The sequence below is a fragment of the Prosthecobacter sp. genome, from assembly GCF_044373815.1.
GTDB lineage: Bacteria > Verrucomicrobiota > Verrucomicrobiia > Verrucomicrobiales > Verrucomicrobiaceae > Prosthecobacter.
Window position 1 is genome coordinate 19,884 of record NZ_JBIPNG010000012.1, and the last position, 16,978, is coordinate 36,861.

A 16,978-nucleotide genomic window follows, 5' to 3' on the forward strand; every position below is an offset into this window, starting at 1 on the left:
ATTATCGAAGCTTGAGCGTGGCAAGACCGAGCATGGCAAACAGCAGCGAGAGCACCCAGAAGCGCACAATCACCTGGTTCTCATGCCAGCCGCCGAGTTCAAAATGATGATGGATCGGAGCCATCCGGAAGATGCGCTTGCCGCGCTTCTTGAAGCTCCAGACCTGCAGAATGACGCTCATGGCCTCCATCACAAACACACCGCCGACGAGGGCCAGCACAATCTCCTGTTTGCACCCGATGGCCAACGCCGCAATGCAGCCGCCCAGCGCCAGCGAACCCGTGTCTCCCATGAACATCTTGGCCGGATGCGCATTGAACCAGAGAAAGCCGAGGCACGCGCCCGCCATCGCCATCGCCACGATGGGCAGTTCGTTGGCCAGGCTGTTGTGCGCCACGCCGAGGTATTCAGAATACTTCGCGTTGCCGCAGATGTAGCCAAACGCGGCATACGCCAGCGACGTGGTGATCGAGCAGCCGGTGGCCAGGCCATCCAGTCCGTCCGTGAGGTTCACCGCATTCGAAGCCCCCACGATGATGACGGCAAAAAATGCGACGGCAAAAAGGTGCATGTCCGGAATCACCGCATCCTTCACAAACGGAATGTAAAGTGCGCGCAGCGTGACTCCATTGTCTCCGGGCACCGCATAGGCAAACAGCAGGCCCGCCACCACCGCCACCGAGGTCTGCCAGATGAGCTTGGTCCGGGCGCTGACGCCCTTGGAGTTCTTCTTGCTGATCTTGAGGTAGTCATCCCGGAAGCCCAGGGCACCGAGACCGATGGTGGTGAACAGCACCGTCCACACCATGATGTTGTCCCACTTCGCCCACATCAGCGTCGAGATCACAATCGCCGAGAGAATAAGAAGACCGCCCATCGTTGGCGTACCGGCCTTCTTGCCGTGCAGTTCATGCAGCTTGTGCACTTCTTCGGCGGAGCGAATCGGCTGGCCGATCTTCAGCGAGATCAGTTTGCGGATGAGCCAGTCACCATACAGCAACGAAAGCACAAACGCCGTGACTGCGGCGCCACCGGCACGGAAGGTGTGGTACTTGAAGAGATTGAGAATTTTGTACAGAGCGGCGTCATCGCTGATCCATTGATGAGCGAAGAGCCATTCCCTTAGTTCGTAAAGCCAGTACATCATGAGGCGGAAAAATGCGTGAGGACCTGTTCCATGCGCGCGGAGCGGCTGCCTTTGAGCAGCACCACGTCTCCCTCGCGCAACCACTCACGCAGACGTGCGGCACAAGAGGCTTGATCGGAAAAATGTTCGGAGGGCACCGCCTTCGAGGCTTCAGTGATCCATGCGGCTTCGTTGCCACCCACACTGAACACCGCGTCCAGCTTGAGCGAACCGGCAAACTCGCCCACCCGGCGATGTTCCGCTTCCGCAATCGACCCCAGCTCACCCATGCGGCCCAGCACCGCCACACGGCGGCTGCCAAAAGAGCCCAGCGTACTGAGCGTGCGCAAACCTGCGATCATGCTGTCTGGGTTCGCGTTGTACGAATCATCAATGAACTGGATGCCGGCAACGACCTTCGGCTCCACGCGGCCACCGGTGAGCTTCGCCTGATTCAGGGCATCCGCGATGTCCGCAGGCGCAATGCCCTGCCTCCAGCCCATGCAGGCAGCCAGTGCGGCATTGCCCACCATGTGCTCGCCGAGAATCGGCAGACGCGTTTCCACCTTCTCACCGCCAAAGTCGAGCGTGAAGGTCGTGCCGGTCGCATCCGCGCGCAGATGGGTCGCCGCCACATCGCCGCATCCCACACCCGCCATCGAGACACTGCCCTGGCAGTGACGCGCGATGACCTCGCTGTACTTGTCATTGGCATTCAGCACCACCACACCACCAGCGCGCACATTCGCCGCCAGCGTGCCCTTTTCCCAGGCTATCGCGTCCTGCGTGCCCATATATTCGATGTGGGCCATGCCGACGTTCGTGATGATCCCCGCATCCGGCTTGGCGATATCCGTGAGCACCTTGATCTCACCCGCATGGTTCATGCCCATCTCCGTCACGCAGCACTGGTCGCCTTCGCGCAGCGAGAGCAGGGTCAGCGGCAGACCGATGTGATTGTTCAGATTGCCAAAGGTCGCACGCGTCTGGCATTTGCGTGCCATGATCACTGCCGTGAGGTCCTTGGTCGAAGTCTTCCCATTGCTGCCGGTCAGTCCAATGATCAACGGTGCATGATGCTCGCGATAACCGCTCGCCATGTTTTGCAGCGCCAGCAGGGTGTCACCCACCTCGATCACCGCGCATGGCAGCGCGCCCCAGGCCGGATTGACTTTGCTGACGACAACGGCAGCCGCACCAGCCGCAGCCACCTGCGGGATGAAATCGTGCGCATCAAACTTGTCTCCCACCAGTGCCACGAAGACCTCACCAGCGGTGATCTTGCGTGAGTCGGTGTTCACGTTCGTCACCAGACGCGCACCATCCCCACGCAGGGTCCCTGCGGCGAATTGGGCAAGCGTCTGGAGTGCGATAGGAATCATCGATTGAATCTGTCAGGTCGGTCAGGTCCGGGGCGATCGGGTCGGTCAAACCCACCACGCATCGCCTCGCGTTCAGCATCTTTTTCTTCGCGCTCAGCAGCACGCTCAGCTTTGAGTTGATGAAGGAAGAAGCGGGCGATTTTGCGATCATCAAATGGATGCTTTTTACCCTGAATGTCCTGATAGTCCTCGTGCCCTTTGCCGGCAATCAGCACGAGATCGCCGTCCCACGCATTCTTCATCGCCGTCTGGATGGCCTCGCGGCGGTCCATGATGATGGCGTGCTTTTGCGGACGGGCGAAGCCGGCCTTGGCATCGTCCAAAATCTGCTGCGGATCTTCGGTGCGCGGATTGTCGGAAGTGAGCACGCAGATGTCGCTGCCAGCCTCTGCCGCAGCCGCCATCTTCGCACGCTTGCTCCGGTCCCGGTCGCCTCCGCAGCCAAACACCGTGATCAGACGGCGCGGACGCAGCGCACGCGCGGTGCGCAGCGCATTTTCCAAACCGTCAGGCGTATGCGCGTAATCGACGAAGACCTGGAAGCGTGAATTTTCAGACACCCGTTCCATGCGTCCCGGCACCTGCGGCGCGTTTTGCAGGCTCTTGATGGCTTCACGCAAATTCAAGCCAACGCCCTGTGCCGCAGCGAGAGCGCCGAGCGCATTGTAAACGTTGAAGTCACCAATGAGCGGCAGGCGCACCAGGAAGCTGCGCCCCCGGGCTTCAAGTTCAAACGTCGTGCCGCTCATGTCATAGCGGACATTAATGGCGCGATATTCACAGCCGACCCCGAAGCCGAAACGAACAACACGACCGGTGTGCTCGAAACGCTGGGCGAGCTTGCGCCCCCACGAATCGTCACCGTTAATGATCAAGGCCGAGCGCTTCGATGAATCAGCAGTGATTTGAAACAGCTTCACCTTGGCCTCGAAGTACTTCTCCATCGTACCGTGGTAGTCCAGATGGTCCTGCGTCAGGTTCGTGAAAATGGCGGCCGCAAACGGCAGGCCATGGATGCGGTCCTGATCCAGCGCATGGGAGGACACTTCCATGACGCAGGCGCGACAGCCGTTGCCACGCATGCCCGCCAGCAAACCCTGGATTTCGAGTGATTCGGGGGTGGTGTGTGAGGCAGGTATTTGCTCACCGTCACCGAGGTCATAAAACACCGTGCCCAGCAATCCGCTCCGCATCTGCGCGGAATTGAACAGATGGTGCAGCAGAAACGCCGTGGTGGTCTTGCCATTCGTACCGGTGATACCGGCAATGGTGAGCCCTTTGGCCGGAAAGCCGTTCAGCGTCGCAGCAGCCTGCGCAAGAGCGTTGCGCGAGTGCCGCACATGCACCCACGGCACCGTGCAGTCATCCGCCGGGGCCTGTTCGGCAATGATCGCCGCAGCACCAAGTTCGATCGCCTTGCCAATGAAGTCATGACCATCAACATGCGTGCCACGAATGGCTACGAAGGCGATGCCTGGGCCAACCAGTCGCGAGTCGTACGCGAAGCCGGTGATGTCAGTGTCGAGGCTGCCGGAAACCGCCGGCTTGTCGAGATAGGGAATAATGTCGCGAAGTATCATTGAACGCCTCCTTTAGCTGCCACCTTGACGGGGCGTTCGTTGCGAATGGCCAGATGATCGAGCGTCTCCCGCACGATTTCAGCAAAAATAGGGGCCGCGACTCGACCGCCACGCACCATGGCGGAACTCTCCGCTTTCGGGTCATCGAGCATCACGAGGCAGACGAGCTTGGGGTTGTCGATCGGAGCCATGCCGACAAAGGAGGTCAGGTAGGAGCCGTCGATGTAGCGTTTCTTTTCAGGGTCGTAACGGCGGGTGGTGCCCGTTTTGCCACCGATTCGAACATCGGGCAGTGCCGCGCGTTTGCCGGTGCCTTCCACAACGACACCTTCGAGGAAATCGCGCAGGGTGGCGGCGGTCTTCGCGGTGCAAACCTGCCAGACAGGCTGCGGCGGCATGATTTCCGTGTCGCCATTCGGCTTGACGATGCGGTCGATGAGGCGTGGCTTCATGAGCACTCCGCCGTTGGCAATGGCGCCGTAGGCCATGCACATTTGCAGAGGGGTAACATTGACTTCATATCCGATGGGCATGCGTGAGTAGGTGGTGTTGCTCCACTTGCCGGTGTTGAGATACCCGGCATCTTCGCCGACGAGTCCGATTCCGGTGGGAGAACCAAAACCAAACCTTGTGGCATAGTCGAGCATCATGTCCTGTCCAACACGTTTGCTGATTTTGTACATGCCAATGTTGCTGGAATGCACCAGCACCCCCTTGACAGTTTGCATCCCCAAAGGTTCGTCATCACTGAGTTTCACCTTACGCACCGGGTCTTCAAAGTGCATGTTGCCGCAGTCGATCATCTCCCCGGGGGTGACTTTGCGGTTATCCAGCGCCGCCGCCAAAGTGACGACCTTGAAAATGGAACCCGGCTCATAAGCACCCGCGATAACGTGGTTGGTCCACGTGCTCTCGTCGGGATTGCTCAGATCACGGTGCGGGCGCGCCGCCATGGCAAGAACTGTGCCCGTGGACGGCTCAGTCACGACGATCACCACCCGGCGGGCTTTGTTGGCCTTCCAAGCCCGCTCGCAGATGGCTTCAACGTTGTCCTGCAGCTGCATATCAATCGTGAGATGCGCGTCGCTACCGTTCTGTGGATCAATAACTTGACTGCGATACGAAGGAAGCTCATGCCCGGACTTGTCACGCTCGATCAACTGCTCCCCGGCAACCCCGGTGAGTTTGGCATCCATGAGTTTTTCCACCCCCCAGCGGCCCTTGTTGCTCGTATCGGTGACACCCAGCACCAGCGACAGGCGATCCTGAGCCGGAAAACGACGCGCCACCGTAGGCCGCATGTAAATGCCGAACACGTGCGATTTCTTAAAGAGGTCGCTCCACTGCTTTGCCGTTTCTTCATCCACCAGTTTCGCGAGGACAATTTCCGGTTTGTCGGAGTCAATCTGGCTGCGGATTTCCTGCTCGGACTGCGGGAGGATGCCCGCCAGCACCTTGGCCACATGCTCATGGTAGGCGGCTATCGTTTCCGCCTCGCTCAGCTGTTCACGCAGCTCCACGGCCTTCACGCCGCGGATCGCCGCCAGTTGATGCCTCACCGTGATCACCTCACGCAGATGCGTGCGGTCTGTGTACAGCTCCCGCACATCTTCATCATGCGCCAGGTATTCACCGCTCAGATCCTTGATCGCTCCACGGTGCGCAGGGAGCACGATGTGCCGCTGATACTTTCTCGCCGCCAGCACCACCAGACGCGGTGATTCCTTGATCTGGATGACCGCAAGTCGCCACGTCACCAGCGAAAACCCCGCCAGGAGCACAAACAGCAGCAGCAGCATGCGGCGGCACACCGGGCGATCCCGGCGGAGCTGGATTTGATTTGGCAGGGGTTGACTCACGGGGCCTTGGGCATGTTTTGAGCGACAGACGGATCCGCAGCCGTTGCAGCGGCTTTCGCCGGCGGCTCAGGCAGGGGTTTGAGAAGGAGAATCCCGTGCTTCGTGATCGGACGCAGCAGGGTGCCAGCATTGGTCAGGCGCGGCTGCACACGGTCACGTGTCAGCATCGTTTCAATGCGGTTGTTCAGGGCGAGAATCTCGGCATTCAACAGCCGCATCTCGGCTTCCACCTTGCGCTGGTCCTCACCAATCGCACGCACCCGGTTCTTGCTCACCACGATGCCCAGGCCCACAAGCGCGAGCGAGGCGACAACAATCAAGATCGCCGTGATCGTGGAAAGACCAAGGCTGTTCCGGTAGCGGTTGCGCTGGCGTGGTTTCATTGTGGGAGTCGTTCGGCGACGCGCAGCACCGCGCTGCGCGCACGTGGGTTCAGTTCGATCTCTTGCGGCGTCGCCTGCACCGGCTTCCGCGTGATAAGCTTCAGCACGCAGTCCGGGTTTTTGCGTGCTTCCGGCCACTCAGGCCGGTCAATGAAGGGCGCTGAAAGGTGCTGCAGCGTCTGTTTGACGATTCGGTCCTCCAGCGAGTGAAAGGAAATAACAGCCAGCCTTCCGCCGGGCTTCAGCCAGCGCGGTGCTGCGGCAAGAAAATCATGCAACGCCGCCAGCTCATCATTCACCGCGATGCGCAGTGCCTGAAACACCAGCGTCGCCGGATGCCGCTTCCCACGCTTCGGTGCTGCGATGGAAACGATCTCAGCCAGCTGGAAGGTCGTGCGGATGGGCTTCGCCGTGCGCGCTTTGACAATCGCCCGCGCAATGCGCCGGGCGTTGGGCTCCTCGCCATACTCAAAGAAGATCCGCATGAGTTCCGCCTCATCCTCGGTGTTCACCAGATCCGCAGCCGTGCGGGGCGATTCCGTGTCCATGCGCAGATCCAGAGGGCCGTCTCTCATGAAAGAAAAACCGCGTGCCGCATCATCCAGCTGATGGCTCGAAACCCCAATATCGACCAGCATTCCGTCAAAACCCGAGACCCCGGTCTCATCGACGATCTGTGGAAAATTGCGGAAGTTGCCGCGCAGGGCGCAAAACTGCGCCGCATATGGCTTCAGCCGTTCCGTGGCGTGTCTCAGCGCATTCTGATCCTGGTCCATCGCCACGACTCGCGCCCCATGCTGGAGCAGCGCCTCGGAATGTCCGCCACCACCGAGGGTGCCGTCGAAAAAAAGCTTACCCGGGGCAGGCTGTAGCATGGCCACCACCTCCGCCAGCAGCACAGGGGCATGGTAAAAAGGCATGTTTCTCACAGCGGCTTCAGATGGAGTTGGTTCTGGCGCATCCCCACCTCCCCCAGCTCCTTGACGTGTCACCAAGTTACCACGTCCCCACGGCATCAGGTCGTCCATAGCGTCTGCGGCACCGAACCAGGCCCATCCGCCCACTTGAGTAAATTCAATCAGTCTGGAAATCCCAGCAAACCATTCCCTCACGGACAACCGCTCCCGTCGGACGGGCCGAGGGAAGAGTCGCGACAAAGGGAAACCTGTTGTTGAGAGCGCGTTCATCAAAGAAGCGGAATAGCAGTGCTGTCGATTGTTCGAAGCGTGACAGAAAAGTCGTAAACCTAAAATTCTAACCAGTCCTTATAATCGACAGACCATATTCTTGGCAATCGTCTATTTTCAGAATTTTCACCTTCTTATAGAATGATGATAATACTGTTCATTCGAGCAACTAGAAGTTTTAGAGATACCCTCAAATGCAAATTGGCAGTGGATCGTTGTTTCTCAATAACAGTTTCCACCAGCCCACTTCGAAACCGCCGCATACTTTTTTCGACATCTTAATATTTACGTCTCCGTCCCAAGAGGAATCTCGACAGAGGGGCGGGGGTATTGCTAGCCTCGCGGAAATTGAAACAATTCTGACCCACGAACCACTATGGCAAAAAAACCTGCTCCCAAGAAGGCACCTGCTAAAAAGCCTGCCGCATCCAAAAAGCCGGTCGTGGCCAAAAAGAAGCCTGTACCGATGAAGAAAGCAGCCCCGGCCAAAAAGAAAGCAGAAGTGGTGAAACCCAAGGCCGCCGCCAAGCCAGCGCCTGCGCCTGCCCCCCCCGTCAAAAAAGCGGAGCCCGCGCCCGTCTTCAAACCTGTCTTTGAAGCACCCGAACCGAAGCCCGCAGCCCCATCCCCTGCACCCACAGCCAAGCTGGTCATGAAAACCGGCGCAGGCGGTGCCGTTGCGCTGACCATTGCCGCCCAGGCCTCGGCCGGTGCCGCCGCCAATGGCAACTCTCATCCCGCCAACATCCTCGTCCTCGTCAGCAGCAGCGGCTGGCCCGTCACAGATCTCACCAAAGATCACTTCACCCTGATGGAGTACTTCGAAGTCCCCGGCCAGCTGGCCCCCTTCAGCAACAACATCACCTCCTTCCGCAACGTCGGCACCGGCGCCTACCTCCTTCAGGTCAAGCCCATCAACGGCGCCCCCTGGCGCACCGGCCATCACCTCGCCCAAATCCTCGTCTCCTCCGCCGACGACCGCCAGGGCCAGGGTGCCGTAAAACTCATCATCCGCTAGTCCCTCCGACGAGTAAATCCTACTCGTCCTCGATCCAATCGCCGAGTTTAAAGTCTCAAGTCACCAGCCACCCCCGCGCCAGCCTCTTCGTTCGTAGTTCGGGCCTCAGCCCGTCCGGCTTCCGCCTCTTCGTATTGTAGTCCCGGCTTCAGCCGGTTCCGGCCTCCGCGCTGCATGTCGCGATTCCCCATCGACAGCCCACCCGCCTCCGCTAGCATGCGCCACATGAACCGCCGCTCCTTCCTCGCGCAATCCCTCGCCGCCACCGCCGCAGCCTCCCTCTCCCAGGCTGCCACCGGCTCCAAACTCGCCCTCGGCCTCGATCACTTCGCCGTCCGCGCCACCGGCTGGAAAGCCGCGCAGTTCATCGACTACGCCGCCTCCTTGAAGCTCGACACCATGTTCATCTCTGAACTGCACGTGTTTGAAAACTTCGAAGAAGCCTACCTCAAAAGCCTCAAAGAACAGGCCGACCGCGCCGGACTGAAACTCTACGTCGGCACCGGCAGCGTCTGCAAAACCTCCAACACTTGGAAAGACATCTACGGCACGCCTGAAGAGCACCTCAGCCTCACCATCCGCATCGCCAAGACCCTCGGCTCCCCCGTCGCCCGCTGCTACCTCGGCAATCAGAAAGACCGCAGCACCGACGGCGGCATCCAGAAGCACATCGAATCCATCGTCAAAACCATCAAGGCCTGCCAGTCCAAAGCCGAAGGCGAAGGCATCAAAATCGCCGTCGAAAATCACGCCGGCGACATGCAGTCCCACGAACTCAAAGCCCTCATCGAAGCCGCCGGCAAAGGCTACGTCGGCGCCAACATCGACCCCGGCAACGCCGTCTGGGCCCTCGAAGAGCCCATGCTCCACCTCGAAGCCCTCGGCCCCCTCACCATCTGCAGCAGCGTCCGCGACAGCATGCTCTGGGAAGACGAAAACGGCGCCGTCGTTCAGTGGACCGCCGTCGGCGAAGGCCTCGTCGACTACAAAGCCTACGCCAAACGCTTCGCAGAGCTCGCCCCCGGCGTCCCCCTCCAGGTCGAAACCATCTCCGGCTTCGCCCGCCCCTTCGCCTGGAAGAAAGACGAGTTCTGGAACATCTTCCCCAACCACCGCGACACCCCCATGTTCAAAGCTTGGCTCGACATGGCCAAGCGCGGCAAAAAAATCGACACCTTCAAAGCCCCCGACGGCCCCGCCAAAAAAGACGCCGAAATCGCCTATCAAAAAGGCGAAGCCGAACGCAGCTTTACCTACCTGCGCGCCAATGCCTAGATTGGTTCAATGATTCGACAGCCTTAATGGCTCATAACATCGCGCGGAAATAAAGCGGATCTCCTCTCCCCACCCCTGACAGAGCAATGACCAAGGCATCCTTGGGGGAGAGGCAAGGGTGAGGGGTCATTCCATGCAGGCGAAGAACGGTCCCCTGCGCACACCGCAATCAGATCACTTCTCACTTTTCTCAGTCTGCTCCCGCAACCAAACCGCTGCCACGTTCACCTTCACCGCAGCTCCGAACTCTGGAAGTACGACAGACACTCCTGTCTGTCGGTCAGCGGTACCGCCATCTCCTTCGCCCTCGCAAACCCGCAGCATACCACGCGCACTTGAAAAGAGTCCAAGCTGCGTGTGAACCCATCGACAGGGATGCCCCGATTCACCTCTCGCGGCGCAAACGCGGCGCATCTTTTACACTGGCGCCTCTCGTTGACTGCCTTAACCTTCACCATCCCATGACCGCCCGACGCAATGGACCCACCTCATCTCCGCTCACGCGGATGGTGAACGTCTTGTTACTGCTTGGCTGGTTGCTCTCTTCGAATGGACTCGCCCCTGCTTTAACCCTCCTCGCAGCCAGCTTCGATCGCTGCCATCAAGTCAAAGTCGGCAACACCTCCGAAGGCCACCTCCGCGTGGTGCTTTCCCATGAGGGCAATGCCGCGTCGCAGGCCGTCCATGTGCACAGCCCCCTGACCACCCTCATGCTGGTCTTTGCTCAGGCGGCCACCTCTCAAAAATCCGACCACATCCTCGCCTTCCAGTCGATCGAAGATCTCGGCCGTCCCACGCAGCGCGATGTTCTCTCAGTCGCCACCAGCATCCCACCGGCTCCGGTGCATGCCCTGCTGGTAAAACTTCACTCCGCACCCAGGCGCGAACGCATGGTTCGCAGTCACCAGGCCCCCGTGTGGTCTCCAGGAATACAACTCAAGACGGGCAAGACCCTCCTGCAGTGTTGAAGACAGGGCGCTGACCCTTTCTTGCCGTGATGCAATCCGCCTGCGGTGGATCGCGCCCAGGCCATGCCTCTCGGCGGCAAGCCGTCGCCTGCCCCTGCTTCATCGTCCCGTGCACAGCTCTCAAACAGAGCACCCAGCCCCTCCCGGAAGAAAAAGCCCACGCCGTCTTCCGCACATCCTCAAACCATCATCCTCATGAAAACCCTTCGTCTCGCATTCCTCATCCTTCTCGCCTCATGGCATTTCCCCATCACCGCTTCCGCCATTCAGCCAAGCGGCACCACCATGACAGGCACTGTCACCAGCGTCGATCACTCCACGCGCTCAATCACTTTTGAGCAGAGCGGCGCAAAGCAAATTCACCGCTTTGTCTATGCCCACCAGGCAAGATTCTGGCACGGCGCTCCCGATGCCTCCCCTGCGGCCCTTCGAGCTGGAATGCACGTCCAAATCGATCTTCACCAACCAATTTTCGGCCCTGATTTTGTGAGACACATCGTCCTCATCGCATCCGCACCCTCCGCCACGGATCAGGGAAACAAATAGCGGTGATAGGTAGCCGCCCGCTCCCCTCTGCCACCCTGCACCGCATCTCCGGCAGTACGACAGACACTCCTGTCTGTCGACCAGCGCCCCCCGCAATCCCCCTCGCCCCCGCACACCCACCGCAATCACCTCACCCTCCCCCTCAACCACGCCCCCGCCCTCTTCCCCTTCACCGCACTTTCCAGTTCCACCAGCCGCCCACTCGAAAGCCCCGGCTTCGCCTTCTGCATCACCCCAAACACCCTCACCACCTCCGCCGCACCCGCCTGCGGCAGATCCGCAGCCTCCTTGCCCGGCTTCTTCAGCGACTCCGCCACCGCCCCCACAATGAAAGCCCGCAGCAGCTCCAGCGAAGCACCCGGTTGCACCTTCTCCAGCTCCTCCCCCAAAGTGCTGATCGTCTCATCAATCGTCAGCGCAATCAGCGGCGTTGCTTCCGCATAGGCCAGGATGCCACCCGCCAGATCATGCCCCGCCTTGGAAAGCGGATCACGCCGATACGTCTCAATCTGCGCCGCCACCTGGCCGCGCAGGCCCGGGTCCAGCACACAGCGCCGCGCCGCATTCACAAAGTCCATCACCCGCTGCTCCACCTTCTCCTGCTCCTTCTCCATACCATCCGCCGGATAGGTCACGCGCACTTTCACCAGATGGTCCTTCAATAGCATGAGTCCCAGAAAACTGCCCACCGCAGTCTCGGTGCTCCCCGCATCATCCCTCTCCAGGATCATGTAGTTCATCCGCAGCGATAGCAAACCGCTCACACCCGCAGACTCAGGGATCAGGTCAAACGGCTGGTACTCAGCCTCCCCGATTTTCAGCTTCAGGTAGTGCCCCCGCCGCTGCATCTCCTCCACCTCCCACAGCGCACTTCCCGCGCTCTCACGCAGCGCCTGCTTGATCTCAGCCGCCGTCGACGCCGGTTTCGGAGACGGGTAAACATACACATCCCCGCGCATCCGTGCCTGGCGGTCCGAATACCGCACCGAACAGCCCAGCGCCGCCGTCTCGTAGTGAAACACCTGCTCCGCCGTCATCTTCGCCAGTTCACCCGGCAGCCTCAGCCCCGTCTCCCCATGCTCCCACGGCAGATTCGCCACCGGCGGCGGCAGCACCTCCGCCTCGCCAGCAAAAGCAGCCAACACGTTCACCCAAATGAAAAAGGCAGCAGCCCAAACAGCGGTTTTCATCCCCCACAGTCCCCAAATCAATCCCAACCGCAACAGCCCGCTTGCGAAATGCTCCATTGCCTCATGAACCGGCGTGTGTTGTGCGTTTGGGGCCTTCTCTGATTTGATGAGAGAACATCGGCATTAAGAAGCAGGTCAAACACCACTGGAAAAGACTACCGAAGAAGATCGGGAAGCCATTGGAGCTTAAAGCACTTCACCAGCAGCCCCCCTCATCCATGTGCCTCTTTTCAGCGGCTAAAACCACCGATTCATATCCCTCTTTGCATTTTCCAGAAACTCCACAAACCCGCAGACAGTGTAAATGTTTAAATGGCTTATCCAGTATTTACCCCGTCCAGCTTCAGCTTTACATTTATAGTTTTTACTTAAATAAAAGGTGCATGCGTTGGAGAGTTGGGGACTACTCACGCGTTTTCCAGATTCATCATAATCAACCGTCCAAAGTGTCCCATCTGGAACCACTAATACAGGCAGAATGATGCTTTTTTGAAGAGACGGGTTACAAGCACTGGCTATTAAATCAGAAGCAGATGCTACAGCTTGGCTCCATTTCTCGTAAACATCCGCATCTCCCTTGATGAAATCTGGGCCGCCATTTTTATTTGCGCTCGCAGGCTTACCCACCTGGGTCGTCGATTTCCCAACTAATCCACCTTGTGGATATATCGACTTCCCTCCCTTCACCAGATGAACTTCGGGGTCAAAAGCTCCGCCATCGATATAGCAGTGGTATGCTTCTTGGTCCGTTCGTGGCACCTGACTTACAAGCAATGGATAATAAGGCTGTAAATTCTTGCATTCTATGGCGAGAGACAAAACCCGCATTCCATCTGATATATACATTCGAAAATCATACTGCCTGTTCAGCTTGGAAATTGGATCTTGATATGTGCCTGAATGAAAAACATCGGGACTGTGTTTCTGGCAGATCGTAAGCAGTTTCAGCTCAAATTCAAAATCATCTTCTGTCTCAAGGAATCGCTCCAGATCTTCCTTCGTGATACTTTTAGTTGATGGTTTTGCCATAATTTTTTCTTTTGAAACTATTCGCTTAAGAGTGAGCGTGAAAACGTGTTTTACACTTCATCCAGCAAGCGTTGGTACAGTTCCCCGTCACTCAGCAGTTTAAGCGCTGCCAGAGTTCGTGCATGTGCCAGGTTAGGCCTCAGACGCCTAATGAAGTCTGCTTCTTAATTGTGTGGCGGGGTGGCATGGCGTCGTATGTTTTGCCATTCAGAACTCGCCCAGCAGCTTTTTTATTTCTGCCGCCCCACTGCTTGAAAAAGAAAGCAACGTCGGCCTTATGGCATTGACGCTGAATTTGACGCACCCATTCAGCTGCCATGGGACGAGAGTGGACGCCGCTTTCCCCACCAACAATCGCCCAGTGAATTTCCGCTAGATTCAAATTCGGCAATGGTCCGATTAAAGGTTCACAAGACAAAAAACGAATGGCGGCAGGCACCTTGCGCAGGTGGTCGATTCTTCCTGTCACTGATTCATTCTCCACGCTGACTCCCATCCAGATGTTAGGTGTCCATTTCAATTCGCCCGAGAACTTTTCCAGCCTTGCTGCACGTTTAGTGAGCACCTGGAAAACATGCTGGGGGCACTCATTCATGACCTTGAACACTTTCTTGATGAAACTGAGCGGGACATCGTCGTGAAAAAGATCGCTCATTGAATTCACGAAGACAACGCTGGGCTTTTTCCATCCTCGTGGGATGTCCAAGGCATCATCATGGCAGCGCACGGCAAAGCCATCGGCATATTTGGCCACACCCATCGCCTGCAGCCTTCGAGTCATGACCTCAGCATAACAGTTCTTGCAGCCCGCAGACGTCTTGTCACAGCCTGTGGTGGGATTCCATGTGAGTTCAGTCCATTCGATTGAGCTAGATGCCATTTTTTTGTTTTTTAATTATATGACTTGCGATCCTTTTTGCAATCGGCGCTCCGTTTTCATTCGCCACTGCGAAGCACAGAAGAAAAAGAGGTGTCCCAGAGGACGTCTTCAACACGAGCGCTTCTTCGACAACACCCGCAAACACTGTTTTCAAACGCCGCACCACATAACGATTTAAACGTCCGAATGGGTCGTCCAGTTTTGCTTCTTTGGCTTCGGGAAGTGAATCAGGGAAAAAATCATCAATGGCTGGTGGACCAGGCTTGGCATAGAACTCCGCCTTCCATGAGGAGTCTCCGAACGTTTCATCCAGACGCTTAGCCCAATCCTCAGGAACTTCTGTGCTTCTTGGCAGCATTCGATTAACGGCCATAGCAGGAAAAAGCAGCCACATGTCCATGGCCTTGGTTTGTGCAATGGCTTCCAGCGTTGACCATCGTATCTCCAACGCAAACGGATCAAGGAAAATGACGGCCCGTCTTTCGCGCCAGTCGTCATTTGAAATACGACAAAGAGCTGTGTTAGCATCCTCAGCTAAATATTCCACGGGCCGTCCTCTCGACATTCGATTGTCTGAAATCTGCTGCTTCAACTGGTTCAGGGTTAGCTCATCACGTTCAATAAAAATGAACTCATTGAACGGCGGATTAGTTTCCAGCGCTAGAAGTGGTGACCCATGTCGGAAATTCTCTGCTTCGTCTTCCTCATTCTCATCAACTGGCTGACTGCATCCGTTGTTTGAGTGGCCGGAGAATAAATCTTCCTTGGATGCGATTTTCGGAGACGCAGTCTTTTCAGTTTTGGGAATGACGCGCCCTCCGCCTGCAAAGGCATCGATATACACACGCGTGAATTTCGTGTTGCTGAGGGCCGTGTTGAACTGGGTGAAATATTCATTCACAACAGCCAGCTTGAGATCAGTCCACTTTCCGCCAAATTTGCCAAAACCCGATTTTGGTGCATTCATGTATATGGTAATAGCTACACCACTAAGCGATATTCAGCATCATATTTCCTTATTAATGGGCCGCAGCTAGAATTGGCGACGGGGTGGCGTGGCCCATGCGAGGGCCCTTAGTTAAAGAAAAGGGACTTCTTAAAAGGTTCAAAGCCAAATCCAGTCTCCTTTTTAAATGCTTACTCCCCATGAGTGCATGCTGGGGATGAAGCATGTGTCTCAAAGCAGGATCAACAGCATTTGACAACGCCGCCTTTTTTCGCGATACCCATTTCAGCATCAATCACACCGCGTGGATAGCTCAGTGGTAGAGCGGCTCGTTTACACCGAGTTGGTCGGGGGTTCGAATCCCTCTCCGCGCACCATCTTCCGCCTCAACGAGGCCCAGACTGAAGAAACCGCATCAGACGGGATGCCCATCACGAGCAACACACGGTGATTCATGCACATCTCCTGAGCCCCCCAGATTGAACACCGCAAGGCTGGACCGCCCCAAAGACCGTGTCTGAAAAACCTCTGCGGCGTTCCCATCTCTGCGGTGCGTCGATGCAGCACTTCCCCCCCTCACCCCGCACACTCGATGTTCGCGTCAGCAGTTCCTGACCAAACAATTCCCAACCCCTCAAATTCTGAAAATCTTTTACCCCAAATTTTTTACCATTCCAAATTCGGTCTCAGTGCCCCCCCTCAACACACCTAGAGCGGCTCGTTTACACCGAGTTGGTCGGGAGTTCGAATCCCTCTCCGCGCACCATCTTCCGCCTCAACGAGGCCTAGACTGAAGAAACCGCATCAAACCCGATGCCCCTCATGAACAGCCCTGGGCCAGTCATGCACAAGTCCTGAGTCACCACGGATTGAACACCTCAAACCGGGAAGACCTTCAGAATCAAATCTCTGCGCCCTCCAAATCTCAGCGGTGTCAAATCCAACCCCTCCAATTCTGAAAATCTTTTACCCCCCAATCTTTTACCATTCCAAATGCTGCCTCTGAGCCCCCACAGATCGTTTCTGAAAACCTCTGCGGCGTTCCCAACTCTGCGGTCCACTTCTCCCATTCCGTCTCATCTCTGCGGTCTTCTAATCTCTCGCGGTGCAAAAATCAGTTCCCCCTTGAACCGAACACACCATGAAAATACCGCTCCAAAAATCCAGCCTCTGAAATAATTCTACCCCCAATCATTCTACCTCAATTCTGTCCTTCGGTGCCCCACCCAGCGCTCTCCCAAGACCGGTTCATTCGTCATTCCCGCTTAACGCGCATCCACTTCCGCGCCTCCATCCCGCTCTGCGGTGTCGGATTGACTCAGCACTCCCCTCAATCAGTGCATCCTGACAGCGGATAAGGCACCTCTAAATATCCAGCCTCTGAAATGATTCTACCCCCAATCATTCTACCTCAATTCTGTCCTTCGGTGCCCCACCCAGCGCTCTCCCAAGACCGGTTCATTCGTCATTCTGGTTTCGTCATTCACTCTTCACCCTCATCCACTTCCGCGCTTCCATCCCGCTCGCCAGTTCCTTCACCCGCACTTCCCAGCTGCCCGGATCCTCATTTGGCGCCAGGTCCAGCTTGATTTCCACGATGCCATTCTCA

The 16,978-nt window shown here is 57.4% G+C and carries 14 protein-coding genes and 1 tRNA gene; 5 read left to right on the forward strand and 10 right to left on the reverse strand.

The features are described 5' to 3' along the window. Window position 1: 1 nt before the first annotated feature. Genes mraY through rsmH form a run of 6 tightly spaced genes read right to left on the reverse strand, consistent with a single transcriptional unit; the run spans window position 2 to window position 7,250 of the window. Window positions 2-1,147, reverse strand: coding sequence for a phospho-N-acetylmuramoyl-pentapeptide-transferase (gene mraY, locus ACIREA_RS02185; protein ID WP_397380096.1), 1,146 nt, complete (start codon window positions 1,145-1,147; stop codon window positions 2-4). Continuing rightward, window positions 1,144-2,508: a UDP-N-acetylmuramoyl-tripeptide--D-alanyl-D-alanine ligase gene (murF, locus tag ACIREA_RS02190; protein ID WP_397380098.1), complete on the reverse strand. Its 1,365-nt coding sequence runs from the start codon at window positions 2,506-2,508 to the stop codon at window positions 1,144-1,146. Before murF ends, mraY begins: the two co-directional genes overlap by 4 nt. Continuing rightward, entirely contained in the window at window positions 2,505-4,088 is a 1,584-nt protein-coding gene (locus ACIREA_RS02195; RefSeq protein WP_397380100.1) for a UDP-N-acetylmuramoyl-L-alanyl-D-glutamate--2,6-diaminopimelate ligase, read from the reverse strand. Before ACIREA_RS02195 ends, murF begins: the two co-directional genes overlap by 4 nt. Further along, a complete protein-coding gene (locus ACIREA_RS02200) occupies window positions 4,085-5,947 on the reverse strand; it encodes a peptidoglycan D,D-transpeptidase FtsI family protein (RefSeq protein ID WP_397380102.1) in 1,863 nt (620 codons plus the stop codon). The genes ACIREA_RS02195 and ACIREA_RS02200 overlap by 4 nt, the downstream gene beginning before the upstream one ends. Further along, window positions 5,944-6,330 carry a hypothetical protein gene (locus ACIREA_RS02205; RefSeq protein WP_397380104.1) on the reverse strand — a complete coding sequence of 129 codons (387 nt, stop codon included), beginning with the start codon at window positions 6,328-6,330 and terminating at the stop codon, window positions 5,944-5,946. The genes ACIREA_RS02200 and ACIREA_RS02205 overlap by 4 nt, the downstream gene beginning before the upstream one ends. After that, window positions 6,327-7,250, reverse strand: coding sequence for a 16S rRNA (cytosine(1402)-N(4))-methyltransferase RsmH (gene rsmH / locus ACIREA_RS02210; protein ID WP_397380106.1), 924 nt, complete (start codon window positions 7,248-7,250; stop codon window positions 6,327-6,329). The genes ACIREA_RS02205 and rsmH overlap by 4 nt, the downstream gene beginning before the upstream one ends. A 643-nt stretch (window positions 7,251-7,893) precedes the next feature. Between rsmH and ACIREA_RS02215 the strand changes: the two genes are divergently transcribed. The 4 genes from ACIREA_RS02215 (at window position 7,894) to ACIREA_RS02230 (ending at window position 11,324) form a co-directional block, all read left to right on the forward strand. After that, window positions 7,894-8,535, forward strand: coding sequence for a hypothetical protein (locus ACIREA_RS02215; protein WP_397380108.1), 642 nt, complete (start codon window positions 7,894-7,896; stop codon window positions 8,533-8,535). Between the two features lie 174 nt (window positions 8,536-8,709). Continuing rightward, entirely contained in the window at window positions 8,710-9,810 is a 1,101-nt protein-coding gene (locus ACIREA_RS02220; RefSeq protein ID WP_397380110.1) for a sugar phosphate isomerase/epimerase family protein, read from the forward strand. A gap of 461 nt (window positions 9,811-10,271) precedes the next feature. Further along, complete coding sequence (locus tag ACIREA_RS02225) at window positions 10,272-10,778, forward strand: hypothetical protein (RefSeq protein ID WP_397380112.1); 507 nt, start codon at window positions 10,272-10,274, stop codon at window positions 10,776-10,778. Window positions 10,779-10,973: 195 nt separating this feature from the next. Next, a complete protein-coding gene (locus ACIREA_RS02230) occupies window positions 10,974-11,324 on the forward strand; it encodes a hypothetical protein (RefSeq protein WP_397380114.1) in 351 nt (116 codons plus the stop codon). A 125-nt stretch (window positions 11,325-11,449) separates the two neighbouring features. Here the strand turns inward: ACIREA_RS02230 and ACIREA_RS02235 are convergent, their stop codons facing one another. The 4 genes from ACIREA_RS02235 to tcmP form a co-directional block, all read right to left on the reverse strand. Further along, complete coding sequence (locus tag ACIREA_RS02235) at window positions 11,450-12,514, reverse strand: hypothetical protein (protein WP_397380116.1); 1,065 nt, start codon at window positions 12,512-12,514, stop codon at window positions 11,450-11,452. A gap of 237 nt (window positions 12,515-12,751) precedes the next feature. Continuing rightward, complete coding sequence (locus tag ACIREA_RS02240; protein WP_397380117.1) at window positions 12,752-13,543, reverse strand: hypothetical protein; 792 nt, start codon at window positions 13,541-13,543, stop codon at window positions 12,752-12,754. Between the two features lie 139 nt (window positions 13,544-13,682). Then, window positions 13,683-14,423 (reverse strand): DUF5131 family protein, encoded by a 741-nt coding sequence (locus ACIREA_RS02245; protein ID WP_397380119.1) that lies wholly within the window; start codon window positions 14,421-14,423, stop codon window positions 13,683-13,685. Beyond that, a complete protein-coding gene (gene tcmP / locus ACIREA_RS02250; protein ID WP_397380121.1) occupies window positions 14,413-15,390 on the reverse strand; it encodes a three-Cys-motif partner protein TcmP in 978 nt (325 codons plus the stop codon). Before tcmP ends, ACIREA_RS02245 begins: the two co-directional genes overlap by 11 nt. 281 nt (window positions 15,391-15,671) lie before the next feature. On the opposite strand from tcmP, the gene ACIREA_RS02255 reads away from it, so the two are divergent. Then, a tRNA-Val gene (locus tag ACIREA_RS02255) sits at window positions 15,672-15,746 on the forward strand. Window positions 15,747-16,978: the final 1,232 nt, after the last annotated feature.